10 protein-coding genes and 1 pseudogene are annotated in these 12,423 nt (G+C 67.0%); 5 read left to right on the top strand and 6 right to left on the bottom strand.

The window, feature by feature from the left end:
- Positions 1 to 67: 67 nt before the first annotated feature.
- Entirely contained in the window at positions 68 to 793 is a 726-nt protein-coding gene (locus tag DEI92_RS09645) for an MIP/aquaporin family protein (protein WP_111013321.1), read from the bottom strand.
- 306 nt (positions 794 to 1,099) lie between these two features.
- Between DEI92_RS09645 and dhaK the strand changes: the two genes are divergently transcribed.
- The 5 genes and pseudogenes from dhaK (at position 1,100) to DEI92_RS09620 (ending at position 5,269) form a co-directional block, all read left to right on the top strand.
- Positions 1,100 to 2,101, top strand: a complete 1,002-nt coding sequence (gene dhaK, locus DEI92_RS09640; RefSeq protein ID WP_111013320.1) for a dihydroxyacetone kinase subunit DhaK — start codon at positions 1,100 to 1,102, stop codon at positions 2,099 to 2,101.
- 23 nt (positions 2,102 to 2,124) lie between these two features.
- Positions 2,125 to 2,763: a dihydroxyacetone kinase subunit DhaL gene (dhaL, locus tag DEI92_RS09635; protein WP_111013319.1), complete on the top strand. Its 639-nt coding sequence runs from the start codon at positions 2,125 to 2,127 to the stop codon at positions 2,761 to 2,763.
- Positions 2,760 to 3,467 (top strand): dihydroxyacetone kinase phosphoryl donor subunit DhaM, encoded by a 708-nt coding sequence (gene dhaM / locus DEI92_RS09630; protein WP_111013318.1) that lies wholly within the window; start codon positions 2,760 to 2,762, stop codon positions 3,465 to 3,467. The genes dhaL and dhaM overlap by 4 nt, the downstream gene beginning before the upstream one ends.
- Positions 3,468 to 3,577: 110 nt before the next feature.
- A complete protein-coding gene (locus DEI92_RS09625; RefSeq protein ID WP_111013317.1) occupies positions 3,578 to 3,892 on the top strand; it encodes a DUF4190 domain-containing protein in 315 nt (104 codons plus the stop codon).
- A 422-nt stretch (positions 3,893 to 4,314) separates the two neighbouring features.
- A pseudogene (locus DEI92_RS09620) lies at positions 4,315 to 5,269 on the top strand (IS481 family transposase).
- A 133-nt stretch (positions 5,270 to 5,402) separates the two neighbouring features.
- Here the strand turns inward: DEI92_RS09620 and DEI92_RS09615 are convergent.
- The 5 genes from DEI92_RS09615 to DEI92_RS09595 form a co-directional block, all read right to left on the bottom strand.
- The gene (locus DEI92_RS09615) at positions 5,403 to 5,960 is read right to left on the bottom strand and encodes a hypothetical protein (protein ID WP_111013316.1); all 558 of its coding nucleotides are present in this window, start codon (positions 5,958 to 5,960) and stop codon (positions 5,403 to 5,405) included.
- 161 nt (positions 5,961 to 6,121) lie between these two features.
- A complete protein-coding gene (locus tag DEI92_RS09610; RefSeq protein ID WP_111013315.1) occupies positions 6,122 to 7,015 on the bottom strand; it encodes a hypothetical protein in 894 nt (297 codons plus the stop codon).
- On the bottom strand, positions 7,005 to 8,822 hold the full coding sequence (locus tag DEI92_RS09605; protein ID WP_111013314.1) for a hypothetical protein: 1,818 nt from the start codon (positions 8,820 to 8,822) through the stop codon (positions 7,005 to 7,007). Before DEI92_RS09605 ends, DEI92_RS09610 begins: the two co-directional genes overlap by 11 nt.
- A complete protein-coding gene (locus tag DEI92_RS09600) occupies positions 8,819 to 9,802 on the bottom strand; it encodes a PD-(D/E)XK motif protein (RefSeq protein WP_181434804.1) in 984 nt (327 codons plus the stop codon). The genes DEI92_RS09605 and DEI92_RS09600 overlap by 4 nt, the downstream gene beginning before the upstream one ends.
- Positions 9,799 to 12,384 (bottom strand): Z1 domain-containing protein, encoded by a 2,586-nt coding sequence (locus DEI92_RS09595; RefSeq protein ID WP_181434802.1) that lies wholly within the window; start codon positions 12,382 to 12,384, stop codon positions 9,799 to 9,801. The genes DEI92_RS09600 and DEI92_RS09595 overlap by 4 nt, the downstream gene beginning before the upstream one ends.
- Positions 12,385 to 12,423: the final 39 nt, after the last annotated feature.

The raw sequence follows: 12,423 nt of genomic DNA, 5'->3' as shown, positions 1-12,423 counted from the left end.
GGCCCGGTCGGCGGGTCCGCTCAGGGCCCGGGACGGGGACGTGGTCGTGGAGGCCCGTGGTCCCGTGTCAGCTGACGATCGGGAGCAGTGCCACGGACAGCACCGCCGCGAGTGCGCCTCCGACGAGCGGGCCGACGACCGGGACCCAGGCGTAGGCCCAGTCGTTCGAGCCCTTGCCGCGGATCGGCAGGATGGCGTGGGCGATGCGCGGACCGAGGTCACGTGCCGGGTTGATCGCGTACCCGGTCGGACCGCCGAGGCTCACACCGATCGCGATGACGAGGAAGGCGACGGGGATGGCGCCGAGCTGCGCCGGGGTCTTGCCGTTCGTGAAGGCGATGATGACGAAGACGAGGACGAACGTGCCGATGATCTCGGTCACGAGGTTCCAGGCGTAGTTGCGGATGGCAGGACCGGTGGAGAACACGCCGAGCTTGGCTGCCGGGTCCGGTTCCTGGTCGAAGTGCTGCCGGTATGCGAGCCAGCACAGCGCCGCTCCGATGACCGCACCGATCATCTGCGCGAGCCAGTACAGCAGCATCGTGCCGAACGAGATGTTCCCGAGGATGAACTGCGCCAGACTCACCGCCGGGTTGAGGTGCGCACCCGACTTGTACGACACCGTGACGCCGGCGAACACGGCGAGGCCCCAACCGATCGTGACCATCAGGGTGCCGGCCGCGAACCCCTTGGTCTTCGTCAGGGCGACGTTCGCCACGACGCCGGTGCCGAGGAGGACCAGCACCGCCGTGCCCACCACCTCGGAGAGGAACTTGATCCCGATGCCGTCCATCGGCGACCTCCTTGTCATGAGGAGGAGGTGCGGGCGACCCGCCACTCCCCGTTGAGTGATTGTCGCCGAGCATAGCGGCGGGTCCGGGCTGGCCGGACGGCGGATCCGCGGCCGTGCGGGCACGTTGCACGAACGTGCAGAGCAGCGCGCGGACCGCTCCGCGCGTCCGCCCGCACGAGGGTCCGCTGAGCATGCACGTTCGTGCACGCGGTCCGCCGCACCCCTCGCGCTACATTGACGACCAGCACCGGACGACGCCGACCGTGACCACCCTCGTCGTCTCGGGCCGACCACGGGAGGCACCGCATGAAGAAGCTCGTCAACGATCCGCGCGAGGTCGTCACCGAGACGGTCCGCGGGTTCGCGCTCGCCCACGCCGGGGCCGTCGTCCTGCAGGAGGACCCCGTCCACCTCCGCCGCGCCGACGCGCCGGTCGCCGGCAAGGTCGCCATCGTCAGCGGTGGGGGGAGTGGCCACGAGCCGCTGCATGCCGGGTTCATCGGGTACGGCATGCTCGACGCCGCGGTACCGGGACCGGTCTTCACGTCGCCGACGCCCGACCCGATCGTCGACGCGACGAAGGCGGTGGACGGGGGAGCGGGTGTGCTCCACATCGTCAAGAACTACACGGGCGACGTCCTCAACTTCGAGACGGCCGCCGAACTCGCCGAGGCCGAGGGGATCCGCGTCGTGTCGGTGCTCGTCGACGACGACGTCGCCGTGCAGGACTCCCTCTACACGGCAGGGCGCCGCGGGGTCGCCGGCACCGTCGTCGTGGAGAAGCTCGCAGGGGCCGCTGCCCAGCGCGGCGACGACCTCGACGCGGTCGCGGACGTCGCCCGACGCGCGATCGCGTCGACACGGTCCATGGGGCTGGCGCTCGCGCCGTGCACGGTGCCGCACGCGGGGGAGCCGTCGTTCACCCTCGGGGACGACGAGGTCGAGCTCGGCATCGGCATCCACGGCGAACCCGGGCGCGAGCGCATCCCGATGGCCCCGGCCGACGTCCTCGTCGAGCAGGTGATCGAACCGGTGCTCGCGGACCTCGACGCACCGCGCGGCTCCCGCGTGCTTCTGTTCGTCAACGGGATGGGCGGCACTCCACTGTCCGAGCTGTACATCGTGTTCCGCCGCGCCGCCGAGATCCTGTCGGACCAGGGACTCGAGCTGTCGCGTAGCTTGGTCGGGAACCACGTCACGTCTCTCGAGATGCAGGGGTTCTCGATCACCGTCACGGTGCTCGATGACGACTCCACCGCACTCTGGGACGCCCCGGTCGAGACCCCGGCGCTCCGCTGGGGCCGCTGACCGCCCCGACAGAGAGGAACGACATGCCGCTCGACACCGACTGGGCGACGCAGTGGATCCGCAGGACCGCCGACGTCATCCGGGACAACCGCACCGACCTCATCGCCCTCGACCGCGAGATCGGGGACGGCGACCACGGGGAGAACCTCGACCGTGGGTTCCACGCCGTCGTCGAGTCCCTCGACGACGGCGACCTGGCGACCCCCGGCGCGGTCCTCAAGCTCGTCGCCACGCGGCTCATCAGCACGGTCGGCGGCGCGTCGGGACCGCTCTTCGGCACCGCGTTCCTGCGCGCGTCGCAGGCGCTGGGGGATCGTGAGACGCTCGACGCCGACGCCGTGGTCGCCCTGCTGACCGCCGCGCGGGACGGCATCGTCGCCCGCGGCAAGGCCGAGCCCGGCGACAAGACCATGATCGACGCGTGGACGCCGGCCGTCGATGCCGGCACCGCCGCGGCGGCCGGGGGAGCGACCCCGGAGGCCGTGCTCGTGGCGGCGGCCGACGCGGCGGCCGAGGGCGCGGCGGCGACCGAGCCGCTCGTCGCGCGCAAGGGCCGGGCGAGCTACCTGGGGGAGCGCGCCGTGGGGCACCGCGATCCGGGCGCGCAGTCGACCGCGCTGCTCCTCCGGGCAGCGGTGGACGCATCGGGCGGCCCGGCGTGAGCGTCGGGATCCTCGTCGTCTCGCACAGCGCCAAGATCGCCGAGGGCGTCGTCGAACTCGCGGCACAGATGGCCCCGGACGTCCGGTTCGCGACCGCGGGCGGCACCGACGACGGCGGCATCGGGACGAGCTTCGAGGCCGTCACCGACGGCATCGCCGCGCTCGGCGACACCGACGGCGTCGTCGTCCTGTGTGACCTCGGTTCGGCCTACCTGACGACCGACACCGCACTCGACTTCTTGACGGACGACGACCGTGGTCGGGTGCACGTCTCGCACGCGCCGCTGGTCGAGGGGACCGTCGCAGCCGCGGTCGCGGCGCAGACCGGAGGCGACACCCACACGGTGGTCGCGGCCTCGGAGTCCGCCGGGGGAGCGGACACACCGGACGGGCCGGAGTCCGTACCGGACGGTGACACCCCGGCCGGACCGACCACGGGCGTCGTCTCGGCGACGGTCGAGCTCGTGAACGCCTCGGGACTCCACGCCCGACCCGCGGCCGAGTTCGTCAAGACCGCCGCCAAGTACGACGCTTCGGTCACCGTGAACGGCGTGGACGCCAAGAGCCTGCTGGCGATCATGGCGCTCGCACTGCCCCAGGGCGCGACCGTCGCCATCGACGCGACGGGGGAGGACGCGCGAGACGCGGTCGAGGCGCTCGTCGCGCTCACGGCTTCCGGGTTCGGTGAGCGGGACGCCGAGTAACCGTGAGCGAAAATCGGACAACGGCTGGGTCCGGCGACTAGCGTCCGCGGTGACGCGCGACGCCGCACTCCGACGGCCCCTGGGCGCGTCCCGTTCGAGAGGGACCCCGCATGTCCGAGAACTACCCGCCCGCACCGACTGAGCCCGGCGGTCCCGTCACCGCTCCGTCGCGCTCGAACGGTCTCACGATCGCCGCCCTCGTGCTCGGGGTCATCGGTGTCGTGTTCGCGCTCCTCGTCCCCATCATCGGGATCATCTGCGGCGTCCTGGCGCTCGTGCTCGGCCTCGTGGCGCGTCGACGCGGCGCTGCCCCTGGGCGCGGGCGCGGCATGGCACTGGCTGGCGTCATCCTGGGGGCCATCGCCATCGTCGCGGCGATCGTGAACATCATCGTCGCGGCGTCGATCATCTCGCAGCACATGTGACACTCCTGCGGATCGACGGATGGCCTCGGCAGAACGCCGGGGCCATCCGCCGTTCCGAGCAGGGGCCGTCTGCCGTTCCAAGCCGGCCCAGCGATGGCGCTTACCTGACATAATATGCATTATCGGCGTTGATCAAGGCGCGAGTTGAGGGCGCAACCGCTCCGTTTTAGTGACGCTGCACCTACTGTTTGCTCAGGGTTTGCCCCCCGGTGCGTTCCTGCGCTAAGCAATTGATCGCGGTCGGCGTCAACTCCCTTAACTGCCCTCACATACGCCTGACGGGACTCGACGCAGTCACGAGGGAGCGCTGAAGGGGCTAGCTGTACCTGGCCATGACGTTGGTGACACTGCGGGGCTTGTGAACGAGCGAGGCTTCCTGGCTTAGTGGAGCTGTCTAGTTCTGCCACTACCAGGAGGCCTCTGTGGTCCACGCTAACGCCCGACTCACGCCGCACGGACGACGGTTGCTCGTCACCCGTGTCATCGACGACCATCGTCCCGTCGCGCATGTCGCGAGCTTGGCGTCTCACGCCAGTGCGCGCACCGATGGGTGCGTCGCTACCGAGCGGAAGGTGTCGCCGGCCTCTCGGATCGGTCGAGTCGGCCGGTCCGGATGCCGACGAAGACGACATCAGAGCGCGAAGCCCTGGTCCTCGCTGCTCGGGTCCGGCTCCGGTTCGGCCCGCCCGGCTGTCCGCCGAGACCGGGGTTTCCGCCCGGACCATCTCCCGGATCCTCGTCCGTCACCAGGTACCGCCGTTAGCGTGGTTGGACCCGATCACCGGAGCACTGATCCGAGCAACCCCCACGACCGCGAACCGATACGAGCACCAGCATCCCGGCGATCTGGTGCACGTGGACGTGAAAAAGCTCGGCCGCATCCCGGACGGCGGCGGGTGACGCGTCCATGGCCGCCGGGAGGAGTTCCGGGGACGCGGCATCGGATTCGACTACGTCCACGCGGCAGTCGATGACCACAGCCGGCTCGCCTACGCGGAGATCCATCCCGACGAGAAGGGTGCAACCGCTGCCGGATTCCTGACCCGCGCGGCGGCCTACTTCGCCGAGCACGGCGTCACCCGCATCGAGCGGGTCATCTCGGACAACGCGCTCGCTTACCGCCGATCACAGCCATTCAAAAACGCGGTCGCGGCGCTCGGCGCAAAGCAGAAGTTCATCAAGCCGCACTGCCCGTGGCAGAACGGGAAAGTCGAACGGTTCAACCGGACCCTCGCGACCGAGTGGGCCTACCGGCAACCCTTCACCAGCAACCAGCACCGAGCCGACGCGCTTGCGCCATGGATCGAGCACTACAACACTGGCCGGATCCACTCGAGCCACGGGCTCACGCCCGCAGCCCGAGTGTCACCAACCTGATGGCCCAGTACATCTAGCGCACCTCACCGGTAGTAGGTGATTTCCCGTACGACGCGATCAGCAGCTGTTGACCCCGCCTCCGTGTGCGTCGCGGAGTAGAGTCTCCCCGGCGGAAGGGCGCCGTGCGGAACGACTAGGACTCCCCGATCCTCCGGATCGACTCATCGACAAATCCGGACATTACGTAGTCCAGCACGTTCGACTCGAGCGAGTACATGTCCGCCCAGGCTAGGCGTCGGCGAACTCGCGCTGTGACATCGCGGATGATGTCGCGCCGCCCTCCGCCGCCAGCCGTCCGTGAAACGACCGCGCGTGCGATGGCCCGTGCCAGACGCGGATTACCGCCGATTCGACGGCGCTCGAAGAGTTGATTGAGGTCGCTCTCAGTGAGCTCGGCGAGGAGGGCAAAATCTCCTTCAAACACGATCGCCTGCCACCAAAGTCGCGACCATGTGTGACGGCTCGGATCCGACGCGACCCATCGCTCCGCGTTGTCCGTCCCGAACCGCCACGAGGTAACGTCAGGCAAAGCGACGAGCGCGAGGAATGACCAGACGTCCCGGGCGGCGGCCTCGGACCAGCTGAGATCCAACTTCGCCGCGATGAGCGGAGCCGCCGCGCGGTCAAAGGCGATCCGCGCGGCCGCCTCGCTCCGATTCGGAAATCCGAACCGCTCGGCGAGCTGCCGCATACAGGAGGCTAGGTCCGCAACCTCGCTTGATGTCGCGCGCCGTCCGCCAACGGGAGCGAAAATCTGTGCCGGGTGATTGTCCGCAGGCAGGAGAGCTCCTCGACGTGCCTCGGCGTACATGGCTGAGGCCACCGAAGCCGTCAATCGTGGCCACAACACGCTCATGTGAAACTCCTGCCGTATCCAAGAGAGCGGACGACGCCGCTCAGGCGACTCCTAAAGTCGGACGCCGCCTCCGGGCCCGAGCCCGGAAGCGAGAGTCCTCGGCTTTCGACGTCGTCGAGCATCGAAACGAGCACCGAACCGACCGTTCCTGCTTCCCATGGTTCACCGTCGCGAAGCTCGGTACGCACCGCCAGGGCCGCTTCGGCCAGGACCCCGGCCACGCCTTCCTCCAATGCAAACAACAGCTGCCGATCCGCGGCGTCGGACGACGGCCGGGTAATTGCTCCAACGAGCTCCTCGTCACGCTCATTGACAAGCAACTGAAAGACTCCCAGGAACGGTGCATCGAGGTCGCTCGAGACTTCGAGAACCCAGCTCGAGTCGACGTCGAACGGCGTCGCCGCGAAATCGATCACCGCGACCGGGAACATCGCGCCGTCGCCCTGGAGCGCCACCGTGCTGGTCGACTCCAGCAGAACCGATCCGGGCTCCTGAGGCGATGCGACGGCTCCCGCGTTCCCCGACTCCCCGAGCGCGAGCGATGTGGTGATGGTGAGCACGCCCCCGACGCGTCCCGCTGGGAGCGTCGCCTCCAGCGTCACGACGCGTGCGGTCACGGACACACGGTCGATCAAATCGGTCATCTGATTGCTCGAGCTCGACCATGACGCGGTGACCACGAGCGCGGCGTTCAGGGCAAGACCGGACTGCTCGACGATAACTTCGCGGTCGACGTCGATCATCTGACGAATGTGCAGATCGGTGTCGGCATCCCAATCCTCGATCACGTCCGGCAACGCCCGCCAGTCGCCGTCTCTGAGGAGCTGCCACTCCCCTACGCGCCAGCTCTCCGACGAAGGCACTCGGAACGGCTTGACCTCATGCGGCACCGTTCGACCTCCTGATGGTCACACGCACGACGGCATCCTCGACGTACGTTGCGTACACCCACCACTCCGAGTCCGCGCCGGGCCCTATCATGATCGCGCTGCCGGCGACCGACGGCCCCCCATCCACGGGCCGCCACTCGAGGACGGTCGGTATCCGCGCTCCGGCGAACGTTGCCGATTCGCGACCACCACCATCGAGCACGACCGATGTCTCGGCATGCCAGACGCTCCCCGACGCGCCACCCGGGATCGACACTCGCGTAACGACAAACGGACGGTCACCGAACACGTGAAGGGCGGGACCCTCGAGAATTCGCGCGCTTCTCGACGGTGTACCCTCACTCCTTCTACCACGTGCGGAGACGGGCCGACTGAAGTCCCGAGTCGCGCCGCCGGCGGAGATGCCTGGGGTTAGCCGAGCGAGTCGCGCCGCGACGACTCCGAGTCCCGCGGCGCCTCGCGCCTGCGCCCTGACGGCGACGCCGAACTTCTCCTCGAGTGCGCGACGGACGAAATGTCGCGCGTTCTGCACGACGCCCCGACTGGTACCGCGGAGCCCAGCCTCGACCCAATCGTCGTGGGTCGGGGGTTCGGCTGCTGCGAAGTGCTCGTCGGACTCGACCGTGGACCGGAACACTCCGCCGTACGAAAAGAACGGATCTGGATGTTCGGGACCCGGAAGATAGTCGACCACCAGCTCCGCTAGACGCATGCGCGCGACATGATGCGGAGCTCCGACAAAGGGTCGTGCAAGGTCGACGACGGGCGACGACGGCGCCTCGGCTGCACCAAGCTCGGTGGCAAGCCGTCCCACGTGGCGCGGTGCGGACTTCCTCGTATGCGGGGTACCACCATCGGCCCGGACAATCCGAAGGGCCTCCGCGAACGGTCGGAGATGGGGCACGTTCGAGGGATCCGGGACCTGGATCGGACGGCCGTTCACTTCGACGGAGAATCGCATTGGCGCCGTCTCCGCCTCGGATCGGACAAGTTTGGGCCAGAGATTCCAGAGGATGGACGACGCGATGAACTCTCCGGCCGCGTTCAAGGAGTTGATCCCAGAGTCCCGGGAATCGAGCTGCGCTCCGACAATCACGATGTCGGTCCCCGTGCGCCCGTCGGCGAATCCGGGCAAGCCGAGCTCATCGGAGAGCGACGCGGCATTCTCTCCGAGGACGGGGTCGGGAATGCCGTCGCGGACATCACCCCACCAGTGCCGACCAGTGAAGCGCCGCTCCTCGTTGTTGTAAAAGCTCGCGCCGAGGGCTGCTCCCATGAGCCGACGTTCCGAGTCGGAGCCGTCTGCGATGTAGCTGTCCACGAGAATCGTCGAGGCACCGCTGAGCCTGTAAAAAATGCCCTTCCCGAATCCGTACGTACCGCCACCGAATTCGTTGTCGCGCGCCTCTCCAACGTTGCGCAGGAACTGGACGAAATCACTCCTCGTTCCCTCGGGCGCCTTGGATCCTGCCCGCACGGGTCCGCCGAGGCCACGAGTGTTCCGGTCCGAAACGGTCACGATCACGGACTCGGGCTGCAGGTATTCCGCCAGGTCGGCGACGGCGCCTCCCTCGGGAGCAGGCATCAGTCGCCTGATCCATGCGGAGGCAAAGTCACCGAGGCGCGTGACGCGGACGGAGAAGTCCACTGTATCCGTGCCAGTGCGCGCGTCCCAGCTGTTTTGCGCCGCCTCGCGAACGAGTACCGTCAATTCGTCGAGCGTGGGGCGACCGAGCTGATTGATGATGCCCTCCGCCGTGGCGGACCCCTCCTCGGCGAACGGCTGCGACCACCACCGGGCGCTCATGCAATCGCGCCCTTGATCTCGTCCAGACCGGCGGGTTGCATTTGCCCGATGACTACTGCACGGTCGAGGTGGTACGAAACACGGGAAAGGCCATCGGGTATACCGCCGACGAGGTCATCGGCGATGATTCGAGGGAATCCGGGGGTTACCAAGACCATGAACACCTGTCCGAGCGAGAACCGGGTTTCATCGTCGGCGGAGCTGTACCCGAGCTTGTTGACCTTGGCTCGGAGCGCGCTCGGCGTCGCGACGGCCAATTCGGCTTCGGCGAGGACGTCGGCCAGTCGCTCGCCGCCGACGTCCTCGTGGACCTCGGCGATGACGAGGTGTAAGGGCTTCCCATCGAGTTCGTCCAACTGTTCGGCGCCGTGAATCACGATGTGATCCGCGTCCGCTCCGACGCCCTTGACCTCGATTGAAGCGAGGTCGAACTCGAAGTCGTGGGGCGTCGCCTCTGGACCCGTCCAGCTGTTCGCATCCGCCAGGCCCTCCGACGCCAGTGCTCGCAGGACGTTCAGTTCCGCAAACAGCCCGATCCGCTGCTCCGGGCTTAAGGCGCGCGATCTCACGGTCCGGAGGAGTCGTCTCCACCGACCGATCACCTGTGCGCTACGCGCCGCGGCCCGCGACGCGCCGTCTTCGTCGAACGCCTCTAAAATGTCGGCACAAATTTGATCGAACTCCCGGCGCAGGGACGAGTCGTGACACGTGATGTCCACGTAGTCGAGAGGACTGGACCCGAACGCCAGCGATCGTGACCTCGTGGTAAGCGCCGAGTTGGGCTCGGCGACGAGAATCGAGGCATCGTCCGTGTGCGGGACGAGCAGATGCCGGCGCCCCTCACGATCCACCGCAGCGCGTGGTGCAGATTCCCCCGCCCTCGGGTCGAGCACGAAGGACGACAGTTCTGCGATGCGCGGCGGAACAAGGACGGCCCAGGCGCGCACGAGCGTCGACACCGAGCGCAATTCCGTCGTCACGACTCGTCGCCCTCCTCCGAGTAAAGGGCTTCCTGTAGATCTTCTCGCTGCTCCCCGTCCTCGTCCCAAGCGCTCCCCGAAGCCCCGGCGAGGTCGACCGCCATGTGGGTCACCTCGACCGACGTGCCACCTCCGACGCTGCCGGGGAAGACGATGCCGTATCCGATCACGGGAACGACCGCGTCCATCGGGACTCGGGCGACGCTCCCACGCGCGGGCGCCACGGGCTCGCTGCGCGCGTCGATGGGATACAGCACGAGCAGACCGCGCGAGCGGTACTCCGTGTCGCGCTCGCGCTGCTGCACGAGTTCGTGCTCGGGCTTGGCGGCGTCGTAGCTGTCCCAAGTCCTCAAGTCGAGCACGCGGTCTTGCTTGCTCATGAGCGTCTTGATGTCGGCAATGGAGTCGACGCCTGTGTCGAGTCGCGATCGAATGACGGATCCGAACGATCGCCCGCCGAGCAGGATTTTAGCCCCGGAGCTCTGAACGACGGCTACGGTCCACTTCTGGAGCGCTGGCTGCCCACCGTTCCGCTGGCCGTCGATGTACCGGATGAGCTGACGAGGCGTCAGGTCGGCTGAATCTTCGTGCACGTTGTAACGACGAAGAAAGGCAACGACCAGGTGCGCGGGCACGTCACGGTAGAGCTCCGCCGAACCGCGCTGCTCCGGCTCGCGGCCGCCGGGGGAGATGTCCTGAATGAGATCGGCGGCGGCAGCAACGTTGTTCTCGAGCCAGGTGCGATCCTCACGGAGGAAGTACCTGGTCTGGAGTCGCCGTCCTGCATATGACACCTCCGCGGGGGCCGCAGCGCCCATCTTCGCCGTGATCGCTAACGACGGGTGTGTTCTGATCCTGACGGCGACGTCGGTCGGCCGAAGATTTTGGCGTTGATACTGGTCGATGTCGTCCCGCATCTCGCGTTCGACGGTCGCGAGGTGCCGAAACGCCCGTTCGAGCGCGTGAGTCATCCAGATCCGAGGCAGGTCCTCGTATCCGGGCCGGAAGCCGAACCATCGTGCCATCTGCAGCAGTGTGTCGTACGCCGACGCCGTACGGACGAAGAAGCTGACAACGAGACCTTCGAGCGTCAGCCCCCGGGAGAGGGTGTTGCCGCCGACCGCGATGGCGACCACCGGCCCTGAGGAGTAATCGAGCCGATCTGCACTTCGATAATTGTCGAGCACTACCCGCTGTGCTTTCAGCACGTCGCCGAGTTCACGGAGCACGGACTCGAACGAGTTTTGCTGCCGTCCATTCCAGTTCACCGAATCGACTCGCGCTGTCTCCCGGTCCCAGAGGTTTCGGAGCGTGCCGATGAAGAGCTCGTCTCCGGTGCGGATCGCAGCGAGGGCTTGAGAACGCATGCCTTCGAGAGGATCCTTGAACGATTCCTGGACATCGATCTTCACCGAGGTGTGAATGAGCATGGTGCTGTGGGAGCGATCACCCCGCGCGCGCCGGGCGGCGGTGGCGAGCCAGAACCAGTTGACTGCGTCCACGAGATCCGGCGTCATTGTGGGCACGAAGCCCACTGCGTTCGTCTTTCCCGCCGGTCTCAGCAACTGGACGTCGTCCTCAGGGACGATCCGCACCATGTCGTAACCATCCGGCGCCGGACCCTGATTCTCTCCCTCGACGACATCGGTTCCGAAGATCATCTCAGTCCCGAAGTATCCGTCCGGTCGACGCAGGTTGAGAATGAAGTCCTTGGGGTAAAGGTCTGCCGATGCGGGGTCGATGAATACATTGGCGAACGGCGTTGCGGTGTAGCCGATGTAGGTGTTCCTCGGGAAGAGGGCGAGCAGGTCACGAATCAAGGGGTTGATTCGCCCGGTGGCGACGGACGCCTGGTCGGCCTCGTCATCGATGATGAGAACCCGAAGATTCTCGAGCGCGCCGCGCGCCCCATGAGCACTCAGCCAACTGATGAGTCGCTCGAGCACGGTCGCGTTCTTCTTGACGACCGCGAGTACGACCTTCTCCGTTGACTTGAGCAGGCTAACTGCATCGGAGGCCTGCGGGCCGAAGTCGCGATCCTCGTCGGTCAGCGTGATCCAGTGTTCGTTGTTCAGGCCCTTAAGTTGGCTGTTCAAGCGCGCCTGCGTCTGCTTTCGCAGTCCGTTGTGGATGCCCGAAAGTACGATGACGAATTTGTACTGCTCATCGGCGAGCTTCGCGATCACCGAGGTGAAGTTCGTGGTCTTACCGCTCTGAACGTATCCCACGACCAGACCCTTAGCCTGGTAGCGCTGACGATCAGGTCGCGGGGTGTGCGCGACGACCTTGTTCGCTGCCTTCTCGAGGTCGTCCAGGCGTTCCGGCGCCCAATTCTGGTCATCCCGGAAGTGTGCCCGGAGCGGTGGCCAAAACATCGACCCGTCGGACGAGCCCGAGTACCAGGATTCGTTGCCCGCCGCGACGATCGCAGGACCGCCGAGTTGCACGGTCTCGAGGTCGGCCTCGAACTGCTCCTTGTACGTTGCCGCGAGCTCCGGTCCGCCGACCGCCGTGAACTTCGCGACTGCAGCGTCTAGCCCAAACTGCTTAGCCCAGGTTCCGAACAGCGGGTACAGGTCCACCATGACTCCTCCGTGATGCCAACGGTCCTTCATAACATG

It is taken from the genome of Curtobacterium sp. MCBD17_034 (assembly GCF_003234515.1).
Taxonomy (GTDB): Bacteria; Actinomycetota; Actinomycetes; order Actinomycetales; family Microbacteriaceae; genus Curtobacterium.
This window is presented reverse-complemented; position numbering and strand designations above follow the sequence as displayed.

Excerpts from the sequence above, each read along its gene's own strand:
- DEI92_RS09645 (WP_111013321.1), bottom strand. The coding sequence starts at position 793 with ATGGACGGCATCGGGATCAAGTTCCTCTCCGAGGTGGTGGGCACGGCG.
- dhaK (WP_111013320.1), top strand. The coding sequence starts at position 1,100 with ATGAAGAAGCTCGTCAACGATCCGCGCGAGGTCGTCACCGAGACGGTC.
- dhaL (WP_111013319.1), top strand. The coding sequence starts at position 2,125 with ATGCCGCTCGACACCGACTGGGCGACGCAGTGGATCCGCAGGACCGCC.
- DEI92_RS09625 (WP_111013317.1), top strand. The coding sequence starts at position 3,578 with ATGTCCGAGAACTACCCGCCCGCACCGACTGAGCCCGGCGGTCCCGTC.
- DEI92_RS09615 (WP_111013316.1), bottom strand. The coding sequence starts at position 5,960 with ATGCGGCAGCTCGCCGAGCGGTTCGGATTTCCGAATCGGAGCGAGGCG.
- DEI92_RS09605 (WP_111013314.1), bottom strand. The coding sequence starts at position 8,822 with ATGAGCGCCCGGTGGTGGTCGCAGCCGTTCGCCGAGGAGGGGTCCGCC.